General features: G+C 36.8%; 22 protein-coding genes. 18 read left to right on the top strand and 4 right to left on the bottom strand.

Going from position 1 to position 21368, the window contains the following annotated elements:
- The first annotated feature begins 461 nt into the window (after positions 1-461).
- The 7 genes from NQZ71_RS22865 to NQZ71_RS22835 all read left to right on the top strand — a co-directional run bounded on the left by NQZ71_RS22865 (position 462) and on the right by NQZ71_RS22835 (position 7850).
- On the top strand, positions 462-1094 hold the full coding sequence (locus NQZ71_RS22865; protein ID WP_275008831.1) for a LysE family transporter: 633 nt from the start codon (positions 462-464) through the stop codon (positions 1092-1094).
- A 373-nt stretch (positions 1095-1467) separates the two neighbouring features.
- Positions 1468-3534: a BglG family transcription antiterminator gene (locus NQZ71_RS22860; RefSeq protein WP_317011791.1), complete on the top strand. Its 2067-nt coding sequence runs from the start codon at positions 1468-1470 to the stop codon at positions 3532-3534.
- A 30-nt stretch (positions 3535-3564) separates the two neighbouring features.
- Complete coding sequence (locus NQZ71_RS22855) at positions 3565-3846, top strand: PTS sugar transporter subunit IIB (protein ID WP_127738611.1); 282 nt, start codon at positions 3565-3567, stop codon at positions 3844-3846.
- A gap of 43 nt (positions 3847-3889) precedes the next feature.
- A complete protein-coding gene (locus NQZ71_RS22850) occupies positions 3890-5266 on the top strand; it encodes a PTS ascorbate transporter subunit IIC (RefSeq protein ID WP_144457138.1) in 1377 nt (458 codons plus the stop codon).
- Positions 5267-5353: 87 nt separating this feature from the next.
- Positions 5354-6205, top strand: coding sequence for a transketolase (locus tag NQZ71_RS22845; protein ID WP_317011790.1), 852 nt, complete (start codon positions 5354-5356; stop codon positions 6203-6205).
- Complete coding sequence (locus NQZ71_RS22840; protein ID WP_317011789.1) at positions 6202-7170, top strand: transketolase family protein; 969 nt, start codon at positions 6202-6204, stop codon at positions 7168-7170. The genes NQZ71_RS22845 and NQZ71_RS22840 overlap by 4 nt, the downstream gene beginning before the upstream one ends.
- A gap of 284 nt (positions 7171-7454) precedes the next feature.
- The gene (locus tag NQZ71_RS22835; protein WP_317011788.1) at positions 7455-7850 is read left to right on the top strand and encodes a GyrI-like domain-containing protein; all 396 of its coding nucleotides are present in this window, start codon (positions 7455-7457) and stop codon (positions 7848-7850) included.
- 131 nt (positions 7851-7981) lie between these two features.
- On the opposite strand, the gene NQZ71_RS22830 is transcribed toward NQZ71_RS22835, so the two are convergent.
- Entirely contained in the window at positions 7982-8848 is an 867-nt protein-coding gene (locus tag NQZ71_RS22830) for a helix-turn-helix domain-containing protein (protein ID WP_317011787.1), read from the bottom strand.
- Between the two features lie 237 nt (positions 8849-9085).
- On the opposite strand from NQZ71_RS22830, the gene NQZ71_RS22825 reads away from it, so the two are divergent.
- Together NQZ71_RS22825 and NQZ71_RS22820 are read left to right on the top strand one after the other, a co-directional pair.
- Positions 9086-10192 carry a DUF2264 domain-containing protein gene (locus tag NQZ71_RS22825; protein ID WP_317012518.1) on the top strand — a complete coding sequence of 369 codons (1107 nt, stop codon included), beginning with the start codon at positions 9086-9088 and terminating at the stop codon, positions 10190-10192.
- A 60-nt stretch (positions 10193-10252) separates the two neighbouring features.
- Positions 10253-11431, top strand: coding sequence for a glycoside hydrolase family 88 protein (locus NQZ71_RS22820; protein WP_317011786.1), 1179 nt, complete (start codon positions 10253-10255; stop codon positions 11429-11431).
- Between the two features lie 230 nt (positions 11432-11661).
- On the opposite strand, the gene NQZ71_RS22815 is transcribed toward NQZ71_RS22820, so the two are convergent.
- A complete protein-coding gene (locus NQZ71_RS22815) occupies positions 11662-12018 on the bottom strand; it encodes a winged helix-turn-helix transcriptional regulator (RefSeq protein ID WP_317012517.1) in 357 nt (118 codons plus the stop codon).
- A gap of 192 nt (positions 12019-12210) precedes the next feature.
- Between NQZ71_RS22815 and NQZ71_RS22810 the strand changes: the two genes are divergently transcribed.
- The 7 genes from NQZ71_RS22810 (at position 12211) to NQZ71_RS22780 (ending at position 18169) form a co-directional block, all read left to right on the top strand.
- Positions 12211-12477, top strand: coding sequence for an MFS transporter (locus tag NQZ71_RS22810; protein WP_317011785.1), 267 nt, complete (start codon positions 12211-12213; stop codon positions 12475-12477).
- 17 nt (positions 12478-12494) lie between these two features.
- On the top strand, positions 12495-13424 hold the full coding sequence (locus NQZ71_RS22805; protein WP_317011784.1) for a Bcr/CflA family efflux MFS transporter: 930 nt from the start codon (positions 12495-12497) through the stop codon (positions 13422-13424).
- A gap of 62 nt (positions 13425-13486) precedes the next feature.
- Positions 13487-14455 carry a zinc-binding alcohol dehydrogenase family protein gene (locus tag NQZ71_RS22800; RefSeq protein WP_317011783.1) on the top strand — a complete coding sequence of 323 codons (969 nt, stop codon included), beginning with the start codon at positions 13487-13489 and terminating at the stop codon, positions 14453-14455.
- 21 nt (positions 14456-14476) lie between these two features.
- Complete coding sequence (locus NQZ71_RS22795; protein WP_317011782.1) at positions 14477-15427, top strand: ABC transporter ATP-binding protein; 951 nt, start codon at positions 14477-14479, stop codon at positions 15425-15427.
- Entirely contained in the window at positions 15424-16941 is a 1518-nt protein-coding gene (locus NQZ71_RS22790; RefSeq protein WP_317011781.1) for an ABC transporter permease/substrate-binding protein, read from the top strand. Before NQZ71_RS22795 ends, NQZ71_RS22790 begins: the two co-directional genes overlap by 4 nt.
- 324 nt (positions 16942-17265) lie before the next feature.
- On the top strand, positions 17266-17661 hold the full coding sequence (locus NQZ71_RS22785) for a hypothetical protein (protein ID WP_317011780.1): 396 nt from the start codon (positions 17266-17268) through the stop codon (positions 17659-17661).
- Between the two features lie 118 nt (positions 17662-17779).
- On the top strand, positions 17780-18169 hold the full coding sequence (locus NQZ71_RS22780; protein ID WP_260055255.1) for a hypothetical protein: 390 nt from the start codon (positions 17780-17782) through the stop codon (positions 18167-18169).
- Positions 18170-18223: 54 nt separating this feature from the next.
- Here the strand turns inward: NQZ71_RS22780 and NQZ71_RS22775 are convergent, their stop codons facing one another.
- A complete protein-coding gene (locus NQZ71_RS22775; RefSeq protein ID WP_317011779.1) occupies positions 18224-19108 on the bottom strand; it encodes a hypothetical protein in 885 nt (294 codons plus the stop codon).
- The gene (locus NQZ71_RS22770; RefSeq protein WP_144457169.1) at positions 19098-19565 is read right to left on the bottom strand and encodes a flavodoxin domain-containing protein; all 468 of its coding nucleotides are present in this window, start codon (positions 19563-19565) and stop codon (positions 19098-19100) included. The genes NQZ71_RS22775 and NQZ71_RS22770 overlap by 11 nt, the downstream gene beginning before the upstream one ends.
- A gap of 192 nt (positions 19566-19757) precedes the next feature.
- Between NQZ71_RS22770 and NQZ71_RS22765 the strand changes: the two genes are divergently transcribed.
- On the top strand, positions 19758-20687 hold the full coding sequence (locus tag NQZ71_RS22765) for an arginase family protein (protein ID WP_317011778.1): 930 nt from the start codon (positions 19758-19760) through the stop codon (positions 20685-20687).
- A 58-nt stretch (positions 20688-20745) separates the two neighbouring features.
- Complete coding sequence (locus tag NQZ71_RS22760; protein ID WP_317011777.1) at positions 20746-21348, top strand: hypothetical protein; 603 nt, start codon at positions 20746-20748, stop codon at positions 21346-21348.
- Positions 21349-21368 lie beyond the last annotated feature (20 nt).

Genomic DNA, 21368 nt, shown 5'->3' with positions numbered 1-21368 from the left:
GGACATAAGTAATTAAGTATAATCACGTACCGGTATATTTAAGTCTTTGACTAATAGTTTTGGTTTGTGCTGTTGTATTTTCTGTTGGAATACTATATCTAAACTTTTTAGTGGAATGGAGCGTAGGCGAATCGGCTACTAAGGGAAATAGAGGAAAAGATGAGACCCCGCAGGCGAAAACGAGGAGCATTCCTGTTTATAATCCAAAGGTCCATCATTACAAGGTTTAGAAGAAATTATCTGTTATTCGTGTGTAGATAGCTTATATTTTATTTTGTCCCAACCTCTCATTAGGCGGAAAACAGGCAAGGTCAATCCTTATAGTAGTGAAATAGTATAAGAGACTTAATAAATTACTAGAGAAATCACTGGATAATATTTCATTTTTATAAAATCTAATGTATAATAATTCATATAAACGGACGTAAGAAGGAATCTTATGAGTTGAAAGAAGTGTTTATGTGAGTTTGTATTTTGCTTATGTAATGGTTGGGCTTGCGATTGCAATGCCGGTTGGAGCAATTACAGTTGAGATGACGAAGCAAGGCTTAAAAAATGGGTTTTTGCATGGATGGGCAGTAGGTATCGGAGGTATGACTGTTGATTTAATTTTGATCATAGCACTGTATTTAGGCTTAGCGAAGATATTAGCTATTCCCTTTATACAAATGCCATTATGGATTGTGGGAGCCATTTTTTTATTTTTCCTTGCCTATGATTCTATTAAAAACGCAGATAAGGATATTACTATGGCAGGTGAAAAAGTCAACAAATCCTTTTTCAAAACATATCGTAATGGCCTGCTTGTCGCGGTATCACCTGGGAATTTAGTGTTTTGGGTTTCTGTATTTGGAGCTGTGTTAGCAGATTCCTATAAAGGCAGTGAATCAAACAGCTTTGTCATTGTTGCATTAGGTATTATTACAGGCATTTTATTACATGATATTGGGTTGTTAACGATCGTGTCGTTTACAAGAAAAATTATGAACCGCCAAATGATTAAATGGACATCTATTATTGCAGGGATTTTATTGTCTGGATTCGGCTTCTATTTCTTATATGAGTTTTATATCGGAATTCAAGCATTACTATAAGGTATATATGAAAAGGTAATTTTAAAAATATAGCAGAGCAGTGTAAAAAGGTGTTTTCCTTAATTGGAAAATGCCTTTTTTTGTCGGTATAAAAATTTCAATTGTGTTTTCCATTATGTGAAGCTCTACCATTTTTTAAAAGCAAATGGCTATTAACCCACCAATAAAAAATCCTCTTGAGGCTGGATGATTAAATGGTTATACTCAAATGTACTTTATAGATAGAGACAAGGAAAGGTTAAGGAGGAAACAAAGCTTTGTCTCAACAGGGGTTCATCACAATTTTGCTAACGCGCGCATACCATTGTTTGTTCCCAATGATATCTCTAAATGTAAGCGTTTTATTATAAGATTGTTTCAGGAGGTAGTTCCAATGATGATTGATAAACGACCTGCACTTTTACTGGAGTACCTTTTAAAAGTGAAGAGTACAACTATGAATCAGGTTATCGAACAAACTCAATTATCCAAACGGCAAATTGCCTATGATTTGGATAAAATCAATTATTGGTTAAAGGAGCGAAAGCTGCCTAGTATTGCGTACAAAGGAATTAATTATATTCAAGTCCCAGAAGAGGTGGTGTTCCATTATAAAAAACAGCAACCAGAAAAAAAGGAACAATCTATTTTTTTAACAGAAGAGGAACGTTTAATATTCATTTATTTTTATCTGTTTATTCGGCAGGAAGCCATTTCATCTGTTCATTTAACACAGCTTTTACAGGTTAGTAAAAATACGGTTATATCCGATGTCAAAAAGGCCAATCAAAAAAATCAATCATCATTGGTCGAAATTCGCTATTCCAGGCAGAAGGGCTACCATCTTTCTGGAACAGAGTCTGATAAGAGAATTCTTCTCCAACATCATGTAGCTAAGATGCTGCAAGTACCTTACTTCTCAACGATTATCAGTTATTTGGGAAACGACCGAAAAGATCCAATTCAATTAGATTGGATTCACCGTGTATTAACCCAAATAGAAAAAGAGTTTGATTTACATTTTGTAGAGGAACGATTGCATCAATTTACTTATTTTCTTATTTTTTATTCTTATCGGCTTAAAGAGCAGAAATTAATTCGTTTTCACTATGATGAGATCGCATTATTAAAAAAAGACCCTATGTGGTTAGTCGCAGAGGAATTATGTCGCTTTCTTGATTTAGAGGCAGATGAAAATGAATTATGCTATTTTACGATTCAATTATTAGGGCTCTCATTGGGAAGTCATGCTACTCAAGGCAGCGGGAGGGATTTACTCTTCAACTTATGTGAACAGCTAGTATTTGATTTTGAATATAAAGCGGCCATCGTTTTTGAAAAAAAGGGTGAAGTTGTTCACACCTTGTATCAACATTTAAAGCCAGCTTATTATCGAATGAAATACCGCATTCCTATTAATAATCCGTTAATCAAACAAATTAAAAATGAGCATAAAGAGCTTTATACCATTGTACAGGAGCTGATCCAGCCGATTGGCTTACTATTAGGAATAAATATCCCAGAGGAAGAAATCGGCTTTATTACGATTCATTTTGGGGCATTATTAGCAAAACCAAAGCAGGCTATGCCGAAAAAGAAACGTGCTATTGTCGTATGTCCAAGTGGTGTTAGCTCTTCGTTAATGGTAAGACATCTTGTCGAGTCGCTTTTTTCAGAAATAACGGTAGAAAAAACATTATCGTTACAAGGATATCAAAAAGAGGATGTTAATCAATACGACCTTGTTTTTTCGACAGTAGAGATCGAGTCAAAGCTGCCTTGTTATTATGTTAAGCCATTAATGACGCCAAATGAAAAAAACAGCTTAGTTAATGAAGTATATCAGCAGCTATTTAATATTCAATACCATGATATATCTTTGAAAGAGCTTGTCCAAACAATTGGGCGGTATGCAAATATATATGATGAAAAGGGGTTAACAAGTGCTTTAAGTCAACTGACTTATCATCGAAAAACAGATATTCAGAGGGGGAGGAACCAACCTGTGTTAAGCGATTTATTAAAAGAAGACACCATTCAAGTTGTAGAACAACTGCCCGATTGGGAGGAAGCTTTAAAATTTGCAGCAAATCCGTTGTTAGAAAAAGGCATAATTGAGTCCTCTTATATAGAAGCGATGATTGCCAATATTAAAACATTAGGCCCATATGTAGTACTTGGTCCTGAAGTTGCCATCCCGCATGCACGGCCGGAAATGGGAGTGAATCGAGTTGGGATGAGCTTTTTAAAGCTTAATGAGCCTGTATATATTTTAAATGATGAAAGATACCCTGTCCGCTTGTTTTTCTGTATTGCGGCCAGCGATAATACAACACATCTTAAAGCACTGTCGCAATTGACGAAGCTGCTGAGCGATAAAAACAACATTGAAATGTTAAAAGAAACAGAGTCATTGGAGAGCATTCTTCATTTATTCGAGCTATATTCGGGAGCGGTTTAATATAAAAAACATTTACTAGGAGGAATAAAGATGAAAATATTAGCAATCTGTGGAACAGGCTTAGGAAGCAGTTTTATGTTGGAGATGAACGTGCAGCAAATTTTGTCAGAGCTTGGGATCAGTGGGATTGAGGTAGATCATTGTGACCTTAGCTCAGCAACGCCAGATTCAGCAGATCTGTTTATAGCGGCAAAGGACATTGCCACAGGAATGGGCCATTTAGGTGAGGTTATTGTTATTGATAGCATCATAGATATGGATGGGCTACGAGCGAAACTGCAAGAAGTTTTACAACAAAAGGGCTTGCTGTAAGAATCAAATGCTAGTTTAAGTGAACTATAGGGAGGCATATATAATGGGTGAAAGAATTCTCAAATTGATGATGGATATTTTGAGCCAACCAGCTGTCTTAATTGCATTAATTTCATTAGTAGGACTTATTATACAGAAAAAACCAACAAGTGAAATCGTAAAGGGTACAACTAAAACGTTTCTTGGCTTTCTAGTGATTTCAGCAGGCGCTGGAATCATAACTCAGTCTCTCGATCCGTTCGGGAAAATGTTTCAGCACGCCTTTAATGTAACAGGTGTTGTTCCGAATAATGAGGCAATTGTTGCAGTGGCACTTAACGAATTTGGCAGTACGACAGCCTTTATTATGTTCTTTGGAATGATTGCCAACATTTTAATTGCACGGTTTACAAAATTGAAATATATCTTTTTAACTGGTCATCATACTTTATATATGGCATGTATGCTTGCTGTTATCTTAGTTGTCTCTGGTTTAAAAGGAATCCCCCTTATTATTATTGGATCACTTGCCCTAGGGTTAATCATGGCAGTGTTTCCTGCAATTTGTCAGCCGATTATGCGTAAAATTACAGGTAACAATAATGTTGGATTTGGCCATTTTTCGAGCTTAGGCTATGTTGCGTCTGGACTTATTGGAAAGCTTGTAGGAAAAGGATCACGCTCAACAGAAGAGATAAACTTTCCGAAAGGTTTAGGCTTCTTGCGTGATAGTTCTGTGACAATCTCGTTAACAATGGTGGTTCTTTATGTAATCATTGCCCTTTTTGCTGGTCCTTCCTATGTGGAGCAGGAACTAAGTAATGGCAGTCATTACCTTGTTTTCTCTATTATTCAAGGAGTTACTTTTGCTGCAGGAGTATTTATCATCCTTTCAGGAGTTCGTCTCGTATTAGCAGAAATCGTCCCAGCATTTAAAGGGATTTCTACGAAACTAGTTCCGAATTCTAAGCCTGCTCTTGATTGCCCTATTGTGTTTCCATATGCGCCAAATGCAGTTTTAATTGGATTCTTTTCAAGCTTTGCTGGCGGAATTGTCGGCATGGTAATCCTTGCACTGACAGGCTCCGTAATCATTTTGCCAGGTGTAGTCCCGCATTTCTTTACTGGTGCAACAGCTGGGGTTTTTGGAAATGCAACAGGTGGCGTTCGAGGCGCTACAGTTGGATCATTTGTTAATGGATTATTAATCACCTTCCTGCCTGTATTCTTAATGCCTGTACTTGGAGACTTAGGCTTTGTTAGCACAACATTTTCTGATGCAGACTTCGCTGTATCTGGAATTGTTCTTGGAAACGTCGCTAAATCGTTTGGAGCTACTGGTGTTACCATTACGGTTGTTGGTCTTGTCTTACTTGCTGTTGTATTTGGCTTCTTTAAGAAAAACAAAGACAGCAATAATTCACAAAAGCTTGGTGTCTGATGCTAAGAAGGTATATGGAACGCTAACGCTGCTTGTGAAGAGATGTTTGATATAGCAGGTCATTTGTTTACAAAAGGAGGAATTAGTATGAGTTTGGATACACAAAAGTTAGAGCTGTTCCGAGATGAGATACGCTTAAAAACATTAAAAGAGTTATATAACTTAGGTTTTGGTCATTATGGCGGAAGCTTGTCAATTGTTGAAGCATTGGCCGTCTTATATGGAAAAGTGATGAAGATAGACCCGGAAAATCCTAATTGGGAAGAGCGTGATTATTTTATTCTATCAAAAGGGCATGGTGGACCGAGTTTATATGCAACTTTAGCGGCTAAAGGCTATTTCCCAGAAGACCTTTTGTATACATTAAATCAAAATGGTACGAAGCTGCCTTCACATCCAGACAAAAATTTAACACCTGGCGTCGATATGACAACAGGCTCTCTCGGGCAAGGAATTTCAGCGGCTGTTGGAGTAGCACTTTCTCATAAGCTCGCTCATAAAGACAACTATACGTATTGTATTGTGGGAGATGGTGAATTAAACGAAGGACAGTGCTGGGAGGCATTTCAATTTGCAGCGCATCACAGGCTGAATCAGCTTGTTGTACTTGTTGATGACAATAAAAAACAGCTAGATGGGTTAACGAAGGATATTATTGATCCACTAGATTTCGTAGAGAAATTTAATGCCTTTGGCTTTTATGTTAGGAGGGTGGATGGTGCTTCCGTGCAAGAAATATATGAAGCAATTGAACTGGGAAAAGCGCAAAATGCTAAGCCGATAGCAATTATACTAGATACAGTCAAAGGGCAAGGGGTTCCTTATTTAGAGGAGAAGGCCGATAACCATCATATTCGTCCTAGTGAAGCAGATGAAGCAGCTATTTTAAGTGCAGTTGCCGAATTAGAAACGAAACTTGGAAAGGGTGTGAAGGGATGATTACAGCGTCTAAAAACTATGAATTAGAAAGCGTGGAAATGCGTCAGGTATATGCAAATACTTTAATGGAAATGGCTAAGGCAAATCCTCAGGTGATAGGCTTAGAAGCAGATTTAATGAGCGCCATTTCAACGAATAAAATTATCAAGGAAATCCCTAATCAACTGATCAATACAGGAATTATGGAAGCAAATATGATGGGAGTTGCCGCAGGTTTATCGCTAACAGGAAGAATTCCCTTTGTTCATACATTCGGTCAGTTCGCTACCCGTCGTGCCTTTGATCAACTGTTCATTTCAGGCGCCTATGCTAAAACAAATATAAAAATATTAGGATCTGATTCAGGAGTAACCGCAGAGCATAACGGTGGTACACATATGGCATTTGAAGATCTCGGCCTAGCCAGGCTCATTCCAAATTGTCATGTTTATGAAGTAAGTGATTCTACTATGCTGCGCTACCTGCTTCTAAAGGTGGAAAAAGAGCATGGCATCCATTATATCCGCACAATCCGTAAAAACGCAGTAAAGCTTTACCCGGAAAATGAAGTTTTCGAAGCGGGAAAAGGGAAGGTCCTTCGTGAAGGGGAGGATGTAACGATTATTGCGAGCGGTATTATGGTGGCTGAATCATTAAAGGCAGCAGACATACTTCAACAACAAGGAATAAAAGCAGCGGTTATTGATATGTTCACAATTAAACCAATTGATAAGGACTTAATTGTGAAGTACGCTCAAACAACAAAAGCAATTGTTACAGCAGAAAATCATAATATCATCGGAGGACTAGGAAGTGCTGTGGCAGAGGTATTAAGTGAACATTGCCCTACACCAATGAAACGTATTGGCGGCAAAGAGCAATTCGGTCAGGTTGGTAAGCTTGAATATTTAAAAGAATTTTATCAGTTAACAGCGAGTGATATTACTAGTGCTGTTGAAGAGGTAGTGATGTCAAAGAAAGATTAATAGTTGCTGTAAGTTGAATATGGATGAACATAGCCCTCTTCCGTTAATGGAAGGGGGCTATGCTTTTATTTGATCAAACGAGAACATAAGTTCCTTTTTTTAATATTTTATGGTATAGTTGATATTAATTATTCAGACTTTTTCGGATACTGATAGCAAAAAGAAATAGAAATATAGAATCTGAGGTGAATGGAGAACAGCTAGTTTAATTGCTTTTATGATTTATTTAAATTAAATGGCGAAATTTTACTTTTACGAATAAAAATGCGGGAGGAAGAATTAATATGAATTTAAGAATTCTTAATAGTGTTAGAACGAATAATTTTAAAGATGCAGCCATCATGCAAAAAATCACAGAGATGTGGAAAGAGGCATCAAGTCTTTTGGAAAATCAAAATGTGGCTACATATGGAGTGTATTATAATTACGAAAGTAATTATAAAGGTGACTATACAGTAAGCGTAGCTATAGAAGATACATACAATCCCTCCATTACAATACTAAATACCAGTGAATATGAAGTTTTTACTGTAGATACCTCTGAGGAAACGGGAGTATTAAATGCTTGGCAAAAGATTTGGGAACGTGAAGAGAAGGGGCAATTAAAAAGAGCTTACTCCTATGATTTTGAGAAATATTACCCTAATGGTCAAATAGAGATTCGCATAGCAATTAAATAGATTACAACGCAAGTACCTAAGGTGATTTACTCTGTATATAAACGAGACGTGTCTTATCACATCTGATAAGACACGTCTCCATTCGACTTTTCAATCATTTACTATTTTTATTGTTTTTTTAATGCTATTCTTTAAGCTTTCTGGTGTGTTAGCCTATATTGGTGCGGGGTGATTCCGATCACTTTTTTAAATAACTGAATAAAATAGGACGCATTTTTTAGTCCTACACTTTCACCAATAAATTCAACCGATTTATGAGTCATCTCAAGTAATTGACATGCTTCCTTTATCCTTCGAATTGTAAGGTATTCTGTTAAATTGCTTCCCGTCTCACGTTTAAAGCTTCTTGATAAATATGATTTTGATAAATGAAGCTCATCAGCTAATTGTTCTAAGTTAAAGGGCTCCATATAATGCGCTTCTATCCAGTTCATAAGCCTTTCAGAATAGAGCAAGGGCCGCAAAGGAAGATTAGAGGTTGCATTAGTATCAGTATTGTAGTCTTTTAAGCGGATACAAGAGAGTAACTGCATTAGAAAGAGCTGGGCATCTTCCTCCCAGTTTTTTGTTTGTAATGATTTGTTAAATATCTCATAAACCTCATATAGGTAACTATAGATATCTTCTAAATCAAATGCCTGCAGCTCATTTACGCCATATTGTAATTGTTTTAACAGACTATTAAGACCAGGGAAATGGTTAAGATTACTTTCTCCAAGCATCAACGTACCGAAATGAAGAATACTTCGCTCATACGGAGTTTCAGGTGATACTTCTACATGTATTTTATGTAATTGAAATGGCTGAAAAAAGAAAAGCATCCCTCTTTTGATCTCATAAGTCTGCTGGTTAACAATTACTCGCCCTTTTCCACGATAGACGAATAATAGTTCACAGCCTTGATGCCAGTGATAATAACCTTGGAAATCCTTCTCTGAAACCCTGCGATAAACCCAGTTAAATGGTTTAAGATCAATTTGTTCAAATAAATTATTCACCGAAATTCCTCCACCTATTAATCAATCATTGAAAGCTTACTATTCGAGATCTCTAGATTATTCTTTTTAACTATTTATCTTTCCCGATATAGAGCAATAGAACAACATTTTTGGTTATTTAACAAACACTTTAAGAATAATACGTAAGTTATAATTTAGTAAAGAAATTGGTAGAAATAGGAGGGTGAAAAAGTGGCCGAGGAGAACGAGCAAATTCGCAAATATTGGCTTCAAGCCATGCTTAAAATTGCAAACCCGGTACTTGAAAATTTAAAGGCTGGAACTCTAAAAAAAGTAATGCCGATCGAGATGAAAAAAGACACGAACCGTGATCAATTCACTCATTTGGAAGCGTTATCTCGACTGCTTGTTGGAATGGCTCCGTGGTTAGAAATGAAAAGCGAAAATAGTGAGGAAAATGCACTTCGTATCCAGTATTGTGAGCTAGCACGCTTAGCGATTGATGCAGGTACAGATCCTCATTCTCCAGACTACATGAATTTTTCTAGTGATTTTCAGCCAATTGTGGATACAGCTTTTCTTGCCCATGCCTTTCTTAGAGCTCCAAATGAGTTATGGGATCCACTCCATGAAAGGGTTAAGAAAAATGTGATAAACGCGATGAAAGCTAGCAGGACAAGGAAACCGTTTTATTCTAATTGGCTTTTATTTTCTGCAGTTATTGAGGCCTTTTTATATAAAGCTGGTGAGAAGGACTGGGACCCGATGCGGATTGATTATGCTGTTAAACAATTTGATCAATGGTATTTGGGTGATGGAATTTACAGCGATGGTCCTGAGTTTCATTATGATTATTATAATAGCTTTGTTATCCATCCTATGCTAGTAGATTTATTAGAAACGGTTGGACATGAGTACAAGGACTGGCTTGAAAGAAAGGGAACTTTTATAGAAAGATCGAAAAGGTATGCGGTTATACAAGAGCGTTTAATTTCACCAGAAGGGACTTTTCCGCCAGTTGGAAGATCGATTGCTTATCGCTTCGGTGTTTTTCAAACATTAGCTCATCATGCACTTCGTCAGGATTTACCGAGAGAATTAGCTCCTGAACAAATCAGAAGTGCGCTAACTCAAGTATTGAAACGGTCAATGGAAGCTCCGGGTACGTTTACCGATACAGGCTGGCTTACTATAATGTTTTGTGGCCATCAACCAGAGATTGGTGAAGGATATATCTCGACAGGCAGTGTTTATTTATGTGCCGCGATGTTCCTGCCACTAGGACTGGCAGAATCAGATCCATTCTGGAGTCACCCATCGATGGAATGGAAATCGAAAAGAGCTTGGTCAGGAAAGGCATTTCCAATTGACCAGTGTTTGTAGAAGATTTTTTTCAACAGACATTATGACTTAATAAATTGAAATCATGGAAGGAGCCAGAATATGAAAAGCATTGATGAAGGGATAAAACATAATAATTTTAAAATCAGAACGGAATTAAATAAAGAGTGGTTGGATAAGGAAATTCAGTTCGTTTTGCGAAAAATAGATGAAAATCTCGATATATTTAAAACGAAAGTACCGCCTGCTGCGTCAAAAAACTTAGTTTATATCCCGGAAGAAAACACGGATTGGACGGCGAGCTTTTGGATAGGCATGCTTTATCTAGCGTATGAATATACAAATGATGATAAGTATCTTCATGTAATAAAAATACAGCTTGAAAGCTTTAAAGACCGATTAACAAAAAATATCCAGTTAGAAACACATGATATTGGCTTTTTATACTCTTTATCTTGTGTAGCGGGATATGAAGTGCTGAATGACAAAACAGCAAAGGAAACTGCCATAAAAGCGGCTGATAAGTTAATGACTCGCTATCATAAAAAAGCAAAAATTCTGCAAGCATGGGGTGATTTATCGGACCCTGAGCAGCATGGAAGAATGATTATAGATTGCAACATGAACTTGCCGTTATTGTATTTTGCTTCAAAGGTAACAGGTGATAAAAAGTATTATGATATTGCCGCAAATCATGCTGAACAAGCAGCAAAATATATTGTTAGAGCAGATTCTTCCACATACCATACCTTTTACATGGATACGGAAACCGGAAATCCCTTATATGGAAAGACGGCGCAAGGCTATACGGATCAATCATGCTGGGCTCGTGGTCAGGCATGGGGAGTGTACGGATTTGTATTAAGTTATGTGCATACAGGGAATCGAGAATTCCTTGATTTATCAGAAAGACTAGCAAACTATTTTCTTAATCGCCTTCCTGAAGATGCAATCTGTTATTGGGACTTAGTTTTTACAGATGGTACGGAGGAGCGCGACAGTTCAGCAGCTGCCATCATGGCATGTGGACTGTTAGAATTAAGCAAGCACCTGCCGATTTCCAATCCATACAGAGAACTCTATGAAAATGCAGCCATAAAAATGATTAAATCACTTGCCGCAAACTATACAACGAAAGAGGTTCCTTCCAATGGTATTCTGCAACATGCTGTTTACTCAAAGCCTGATGATAATGGGGTTGATGAATGTTGTATTTGGGGAGATTATTATTATTTTGAAGCTTTAATCCGTACAGCTATGAGCTGGAGGATGTACTGGTAAGATAGAATAGGAGAATACAAACAGTGAATTAGTGATTGCAACAATAACGGTGGCGCTATGGACAAATATAAATTAACACAGACGTAAAAGTTAGTTCGTAATGGACAATGAGAGAAAGATTAAAACCATGGTAAAAAATGTCTAATCTTTTATATAAAGGATTAGACATTTTTTATTATGTATTAGCTGTCATCCAACAATCTGGCAAAGACTCAGCTCTAAATCTAGTTTTATTTATTGCCTATCAATTGATTTGTTTCCCCGTTTATCAATGCTTTATAACCTAATCCCCATTCTTCCATAACACTAATTATTGGTCTAAGACTATTTCCCAAGTCATTAAGTGAATATTCGACCCGTGGTGGAACCTCTGCAAAAACTTGGCATTTAATAATGCCATCTTCCTCCATAGAGCGTAAATTTTGAGTTAAGACTTTTTGGCTAATGCCCTCAATGCCACTTCTGAGTTCACCGAATCTTTTTGTGCCAGTTAATAATTCCCTTAGGATTAATAGCTTCCACTTGTTGCCTATCAGTCCTACTGTTGTTGCAACAGGACAAGCTGGCAGTTCTTTTTTTGTTTCCATCATAAGACCTCCAATAGTTACTAAAAGGTTACTATACAACCTAAAGGTACCTACTTTTCAAAAGTAACAATGACATTTATCATGATTTTATGATTTAACCATTTCATTGTCAATTTAGATGTAAATACAGTATGTTTCTTTAAAATTTAAAATCTTTCTAAGCATTTAAAACGAAAGGGGAATGAATCCAAAATGAATATTACTGGCGATAAATATCCTAATCTAAATAAAAGTAACAAAAATTCAGTAAGGCTTGCCATATTGTTAGCTGTGTTTTCTAGCTTAGGGCCGTTTACTATTGATACTTATCTTCCCGCATTTCCGCAAATGATGAAGTACTTTGGAACAACTGCCTCTATGATACAGATGAGCTTGACGGCTTGTATGATTGGAATGAGTATTGGGATGCTTGTAATGGGATCTATAAGTGATGTTCATGGCAGACGTAAGCCTTACTAATTTCGATGATTATTTATTTGGTTTCTTCTTTTGCCTGTGTATTCGCACCAAATATAGAGGTGTTTATTGCCTTACGCTTTATTCAAGGATTTTCAGCTTCTGCAGGCATTGTTATTTCGCGTGCAATAGTCAGTGATATGTATAGCGGAGTAGAGTTAACTAAATTTTTTTCTTTGCTTATGATGTTTACCAATTTGGCTCCATTGCTTGCACCACTTGCAGGAAGTGCAGTTCTTGCGTTTACTGTATGGACTGGTGTTTTTCTCTTCTTAGGAGTTCTTGCCATATTATTAACAAGTTTAACAGCTTGGGGATTAACAGAAACACTTCCTGTCGAAAAGCGTGTCCCTAATAATTTAAGAGAGTTTTTTTGGAATTTTACCATTTTGATGAAAGATCGAACGTTTTTGGGATATACCTTAATTCAAGGATTTATATTTGTGGGGGTATTTGCATATATTTCTGGATCACCATTTGTTTATCAGAAGATTTATGGTATTTCTCCACAGCTTTATTCACTTTTATTTTCTTTAAATGGTATCAGCTTAATCCTTGGCTCTCAATTTGTTAAAAAAATGGCTGGTAAAATCGCAGAACAACAAATTGTTTTAATAGGGTTAGCTGTCGCATTTATCTCTTGCGGAGCAGTAATGTTGATAGTACTTATTCAAAGTCCTTTATATGCTCTAGTTATCGCTCTTTTCTTGTTTGTTGGGTCAACTGGTAACATTAGCTCCGCATCTTTTACGTTAGCGATGGAAAGGCAAGGCCATATTGCAGGAAGTGCATCTGCCTTACTTGGTATTAGTCCGACTTTATTAGGTGCCATTTTTGGCCCCCTTGTAGGAATAGCCGGTGAAAATTCTGCCATACCATTTGGGTTCATTATTTTCTGCAGTGGTCTTGTTGCTGTGCTGACCTACTCGTTGCGGTTAAAAATGCTCTAAAAGTAAAATCTATTAAAAGTCAGATACGTTCATGAATTGATAAAGCAAAGGAGTGCGCTTGAATGAAAGCAGTTGTTTTAGAAAAAGCATGTGCACCACAGGATTTATATTTAAAGGAAGTACCAATGCCTAAAGTGAAGCCAGGATGGGTACTAGTAAAAATAAAAGCCTTCGGAATCAATCGTTCGGAAATTTATACAAGACAAGGGCATTCACCATCTGTGAAGCTGCCGCGAATTATTGGGATCGAATGTGTTGGAGAGATTGCAGATCCATCAGATAGTACGATGAAAAAAGGGCAAAGGGTCGTTTCCTTGATGGGGGGGCTAGGTCGTGAATTTAATGGAAGTTATGCAGAATATGCACTAATACCTTCCAGCCAAGTATATGCCATAAACAATGAACTGGATTGGGTAAAGCTTGCGGCAATTCCCGAAATGTATTATACAGCTTATGCTTCATTATTTGATAGTTTAATGCTGACAACAGGGGATACCCTTCTAATCCGTGGCGGCACAAGTTCGGTAGGAATAGCTGCACTCCAGTTAGCTAAAAGTATTGGCGTAACAGTTGTGTCAACAACACGAAATAAACAAAAGGTAGAACAATTGAACAAGCTTGGTGCTGATTACGTTTTATTAGATGAAGGGGATATACAGCCACAGCTTTATAGTATTTTCCCAGATGGCGTTAATAAGATATTAGAACTAATTGGCACTGTCACATTAAAGAATTCGCTGAGGATGCTTGATGAAAAAGGAATCCTTTGTATGGCTGGCATATTGGGCGGTGAATGGGAGATGGCAAGCTTTGAGCCAATGGTAGATATCCCTTCTGGAACGTATTTTACCCAATTTGACAGTGGAGTTAACTTCAAACCCCAATTGCTGACTAAATTATTTCAACATATGGAACAATTTGCGATAGAAGTACCGATAGCAAGGGTATTTACTTTAGAGGAGATTAGCCAAGCCCACTTGATGATGGAGAGCAATACTGCAAATGGCAAGATTGTAATAGTAAATACATAATAAATGTAAGGGAGATTACATATGATTCAATTTGAAAATGTCTCGAAGCTATTCCAAGATGGTACGACAGCTGTTAATTCAATAAATCTAACAATCAATAAAGGAGAACTATTTGTTCTGATTGGGCCAAGCGGGAGTGGTAAAACGACCACATTAAAAATGATAAATCGGTTAATAGATATAACAAATGGAACCATTCTCGTTGATGGGAAAAAAATAAGTGAATACGAAATTAGTGAACTGCGCTGGAATATTGGCTATGTATTGCAACAAATTGCTTTATTTCCTCATTTGTCCATTGCAGAAAATATAGCAGTTGTACCTGAAATGAAAAAGTGGACGAAAGAGACGATAGCTGCAAGAGTTGATGAATTGCTTGAAATGGTCGGATTAGAGCCGCAAACATATAAAAACAGAAAACCGAATGAGCTGTCTGGCGGACAACAGCAAAGAATAGGGGTAATCAGAGCATTAGCCGCAGACCCAGAAATAATCCTAATGGATGAGCCCTTTAGTGCTCTTGATCCAATAAGCAGAGAAAAGCTTCAAGATGATATTGTAAGCCTGCAAAAAGCGATAAAAAAGACAATTGTTTTCGTCACACATGACATGCAGGAGGCATTAAAATTAGGTGATAGAATTTGCATAATGAAAGATGGGGAGATTATCCAAATTGGAACTCCAGAGGAATTAATAAATAATCCTGTGAATGATTTTGTAAAAGATTTTATTGGAAGGGTAAGTCATGAAAATATTTCCTTTAAGCTTGAACATATTCTGTCTCCATTAACCATCAGTCATTTCGCCGGACCGATTATTCCAGTAACAAGCTCTTTCCAAGAAACCTTAGAAGCACTGTCTGAAAACGATCAAATAGGAATTGAAAAGGATGGAGCAATCATTGGCTTGATAGATAGGCAATCGCTTATCCAATATCAATTAAATGGCATGAAGGAAGGTGGAAATGAGTGAGTAATCTATATCAAGCCTTCTTAGAAAGAAAAGGGGAGTTACTAAAGGATTTAATTCAGCATATCGAAATATCATTTATTGCGCTCTTTTTTGCATTAATTATCGCAGTTCCGCTCGGGATTTATTTAACAAGAAAGAAAAAGGCTGCCGAAATCATTATCGGCATTACATCTGTATTCCAAACAATACCGTCTTTAGCTTTATTAGGTTTACTTATTCCGATTGTTGGAATCGGAACAATACCAGCGATTATTGCATTAGTTATTTACGCATTACTTCCAATTCTAAGAAATATTTATACAGGAATAAAAGAGGTTGATCCAAATTTAATTGAGGCCGCAAAAGGGTTAGGAATGAATAACCGAAGGCTGCTTTTTAAGGTAGAGCTACCTCTTGCCATGCCAGTTATTATGGCTGGTATAAGAACAGCGATGGTTCTTATCATTGGTACAGCTACAATTGCTGCACTTATTGGTGCAGGAGGTTTGGGAGACTTAATTACAGTGGGGATTAGCAGAAATGACACTACTCTTATCCTATTAGGTGCCATTCCAGCGGCTCTTTTAGCCCTGTTTTTTGACTTCTTATTAAGACAATTTGAAAAGCTTTCTTTTAAGAAAGCATTTGTTTCAATCGTATCTGTAATCGTAATTGCATTTTTAATTATCACAGTATCCGCCTTAAATCAGCCTAAAGATGCAGATATAATAATAGGCGGCAAAATGGGACCAGAGCCGGAAATATTAATGAATATGTATAAGCTGCTAATTGAACAGGAATCTTCCCTAACAGTGGACATCAAACCAAATTTGGGAGGAACTACTTTTGTCTATAACGCTTTAACATCAGGCAATATAGACATTTATCCGGAATTTACTGGGACCGTTATCGTTGATCTTTTAAAAGACCAGCCGAAAAGTACGGATAGCCAAGAGGTTTATAATCAAGCGAAAGAAGGGGCTTTAACTAAATTGAATTTAGTTTTGCTTAAGCCAATGAAATACAATAATACCTATGCATTAGCTGTTCCTGCAGCACTCGCAAAACAGTATAATTTAAAGACCATTTCCGACTTAAAAGCAATTGAAGGAAGTATGAAAGCAGGCTTTACACCAGAGTTTCCAGAACGTCAAGATGGATATGTAGGAATCCAAAATCTCTATGGTATCCAGTTCTCCAAGGTAAACATCATGCAGCCTGAATTGAGGTACGCTGCTGTTAAAAGAGCCGATATAAATATTGTAGATGCCTATTCAACAGATAGTGAAATCCAACGAAATAATTTAACTGTTTTAGAAGACGACAAAAACCTGTTTCCACCATATCAAGGAGCACCAATCCTAAAAAAAGAGACGTTAGAGAAATACCCAGAGTTAGAAGACATATTAAATAAACTAGCAGATCAAATAACAGATGACGAAATGAGAGAAATGAACTATGAAGTTGCAGTTGAGAAGAAAAAAGCAAGCGATGTTGCTAAAACGTTTTTAGAAGAGAAGAACTTACTTAATTAATGATGGATAATAAAAATTTTCCAACTATGTTAGCTAGTATAAATTATTCTGTATCCAAAAATGCTGATTCTTAAGAGATCAATTAAGGGAGAAATCAAACGGATTATATCTTCATAAGAAGATTAAGCTGTTTGATTTTTTTGATGTTTCAACATTCGACTAATTATCATTGAGATTTACTCCATTTAAACCAACAAGAAAAAACTCAAAAATGATGGTGAAAAGAGATACAAAAATGTTATTTAGAACCGAAACTTTAATCCTGCCTGAACGTATAATGGTTTGTAAAATAATTTATTTATATATTTATTCGGAGGGAAAGAGATGAAGCGTATATTAACTGCTTTATCGTTAGTAATCATCCTTGTCTTATCAGGATGCACCAGTAATAATTATTCCAAGCCGTTTACCTTTACAGGTGAATCAGACAATTGGTCGGTTGAATTAAAGGTTACGCAGGGAGAGGATGATTATGAAAAACAAGATTTAACATTGCAATATAAGGGGCAGGACGTGAACTCCGTTGGTGAAATTATCTATACTGTAGCAACTAAAGCAAGCGGCTATAGTGGCAACGGTGCTACCCTTGATGAGAAAGGTATTTATACAGAGACAAATGAGAATAATGCCTCAAATGCAAAAGTGACGGATAAGTCTAAAGTAAATGTAACCGTTGAGTGGAATAATCAGACGGAAAGCATTAGTTTGAAAAATAAATAGCTTTATTTCTCAGCGATTCTTTTTTTAGGAAGAATTGTTTTTTTTACAAAAATAACCAATAATCCAGTAACCTTAAGTCCTAAACAAGCGTCTAAAGGATAAAAAGGGGGTTATTGGTTTGGTTAAGAAAAAGCTGTATATTGTTTTGACTGCTTTAGCCTTGCTTATTATCACTGGATGCTCTGCAAAAGGGGATGAAGTAACAGAGGTTAGTGGTGAAATTGATGCTGAGGAAGTGCTAGGTTTGGACCCAGACGCCGATATTTTTCAGTTTGAAGGAGTAATATATCAAACAAACATTGATTGGGTAGATAAATTAGCTTTAACGAAGGATGTTCAAGTCGGTGAAATAAAAAAAATAAATGATGCAAATACAGATTTTAACGATGAAATGGCAAATAAGCTGAAGGTAGGGTCAAAGATTTTTTCTGCTAAAGAACGTAAAGATATTCTAATTGTTGAAAATGACTCAGGACTATTTCATTATCTAGCTATTGTAGAGGGCTAAGAGTTACAGCTTAAAAGAGAAGGAGCGTCTTCTTAGCGATGCTCCTTGTTCCTTTTAATGAAGAATCTTTGTTTCTTTTAAGCTCGCTTTCATCCATTTGCATTCTTCTCCACCAGCCAAAAACAGGTCTTCCGCACTGGCAGCTACACAAAAGCAATGGCCTTTAATTGTTTCAACTGGCTCTAGTGTCATTTGTGATAAGTCACCATGATAAATACGTGAATATCCATATTCGTCCTTGCTGGAACAAACGTAAATATGCTCGCCAAAATGTACCATGCCTAAAAAAGCACGTTCTTCTATTTCACAAGTAAGGGAATGCCATTTGTTGTCTCGATGATTTCGGAAGGCGAAAGTGCCTTTTTTTGTCTGGCATGCACCTGTTGTCAGCCATAGAAAGGAATTATCAACATGAATAGAGGAAACCATTGTTTCTTCATCATGAAGAACTGGGACCAGCTGCTGGGAAGATAATGTGTATTTCCACAACCCGCCATTTTGTTTATGTATTTGTGTACCAACATATAAGTCTTCATCATGTATTGTTAAAGAGCGAATAATGGGCCTAACGGAAAGTTCTTTAAAAAGCGAAATGACTTTCCAGTTTACCCCGAAATCTGAGGACACAAGTAATTGTGTACCTGCATGTGTAATAACTAACCCACTGTCGTTGCCAACAATATTCCATAAGCGCTGACTTGTTGGAAAGAAGGAGGTCTTCCATCTACCTGTTCTTTCATGGAGTCGAATGAATCTACCTCTGTCACCAACACCCATAATGTAATCACCAATTCTTTTCAGTTGATAGATAGAGTCTTGTATTGGAATGATTAGCTTCCAACTATTATGCTTAAACGAATAAATGCCTTCTCCTTTAATGGAAACTAAAAATTCATTAGGGGAGGTAGAAACAACAGCAGTCGCTCCATTAGCGTGCATGACTAGTATCCTTTTCCTTTGCCCACTCATAGGCACCTACTGCAAATTGTTCACATTCTTGCACTTCCTCCTCACTATCAGGACTAAACTCAATTTTCAATAAAGAGCTAAACACATCTGCGCCTCGTTCCTTCACCTTGTCTGCCAACAGGTCAACAGCCTGACAGAAGGCAGGATAAAAACGGTCTCCTGAGCCAAATACGCCGAAGGACATCCCAGTTAGATCCACTTCGTCTAATTCTTCATACATATCTTCAAGCTCATACGGCAAATCTCCATCACCCCATGTATAGCTTCCAAAAAAAACAAGGTCATATTGTGACAGCTTTTGAAGCGGAATTAAGTCTAAATCCTCAACAGCCACTTCACAATTTAATGCTTCTAATTTATTTTTTAAAATCATCATTATATCCTCTGTATTGCTCGTTAAGCTTGCAAACCCAATTAGTACTTTCATAATTAACACCTCTTAAATGAGAATAATTTTCATTATTAATAACTATAAATGATAATGATTATCAATGTCAATGTAAAAAATGCTTCAATATTTGACAAAAGGCCAAGGAGTTAAATTTTACAAGCTGGTTGGAGGAGTATTACTATAAAAATATAGTTTAATTTTTATAATCTTGTATTAATGGGAGGCTGTATGATGAAAAGGAATGTAAGCTTGAAAACTGAAGGCGACAAGACATTAAGGCTACTAATGCCACAATGGCAAGGCGGGAATAATTCAGCTTATTACCTCGGTGCACAGCTTCTTAATTGGCTTGCTCCAAGTTCAAATGATGCCTTTGAAGAGGTTCCGATTGACCTGTCAGCAGAAGGGCTTACTGTTGAGAAGGGGATTTTTGCAAGGAGTACACTCCTTAAACAAGTACATGCTGCGAAAGCAATACTCGATAAACATAATCCCGATCGTGTTGTCGTTTTCGGTGGAGATTGTGGCGTTGAATTAGCTCCGTTTGCCTATCTCAATAATAGGTATGATGGGGATGCCGCAATTCTTTGGATTGACGCACATCCAGATGTAAACACTCCAGAGCATTTTGAACACCATCATGCACATGTTCTTGCAAATCTCATTGGGGTGGGAGATGAGGACTTTGTGGCTGAAGTGCCCAAATTGGTCGATCCCAAAAACGTGTTATATGTTGGTTTAAATGATGGAACAGCTTCAGAAAAAGAAGTGATGGACCGATTTAATTTGAGTGTTGTTAAGCCTGAGGAAATTGTGAAGGATAGCAGCTCAGTTTTAGATTGGCTAGATAATCGAAATGTTTCAAAAGTAATTGTTCATTTTGATTTAGATGTACTTGATTTAAGAGAGTTTCGTTCATTACTAATTGCAAATCCAGATACATATAGCACAAAGGTTGAAAAAACACCAAAAGGTTCCAGCATGGAAACGATCATTCGGGTCCTTCAAGATGTTGGAAAGGCTTATGACATTGTTGGACTTGGGATTACAGAGCATTTTCCATGGGAGGCTGTTGCATTGGCGAATATGCTAAGACGTCTTCCGTTAATTGGTGATATAAATAAAACAGACAAACCGTCTTATAACTGGATATTTTAATACTATATAAAAGGGTCATTAGATTTTTTGAATGTCCCTTTTTTGGGAGGGATGGCATTTGACAAAAATATCAATAACGGAAGTACCGTTTGATTCTGAAGAGGATTGTATTGGTTTTGAAGAGGCAAAAAAACTGAAGAAATTGTATATTGGACCCTCTGAGTATGAAAATTACGATGAGGATACTAAACAATTTTTATACGAATTTTTATGTGAACAAAATGCTTTTCCTTATTTTGTCTTGTATGAACCATATGGTGACGTAACGGAAGAAATAGAGAATTTATACATAAGTGAGGGTATTCCATATTCATTAAGGTATGAGGGTTCAGAGTTTAAACGATTTCCTGTCTTAACGATTACAATTAATGGTCCATCCGCATTAAAGCTTGTTCTAGAGGAAAGCTTTTGGATTGCTGCTTCTAATCAGTTTTATTCTATCTCCTTTTCTGATAATACTAGCTATAAGTCTATCCTTAAAAAAGGGTTATTTGGAAAGATGAAACAATACTTAGTACCATGCTTTAATATGAAGCATCCAGCGACTGTCATTAAAATCTGGCATGATGGCCAAGGGTTTAACCTCTACACGAATGATTCTAAGTATTCAACAGTTGAACAGCTGAGTAGCCATCTACCGAATGGAACGACTTTAGAATAAAGCAGTCTTATTACTTATTA

This window comes from Niallia taxi, assembly GCF_032818155.1.
GTDB classification, from domain to species: Bacteria; Bacillota; Bacilli; order Bacillales; family Cytobacillaceae; genus Niallia; species Niallia taxi_A.
Note: the sequence above shows the minus strand (reverse complement) of the source record. Positions and strands in the feature narration are given on the sequence as shown.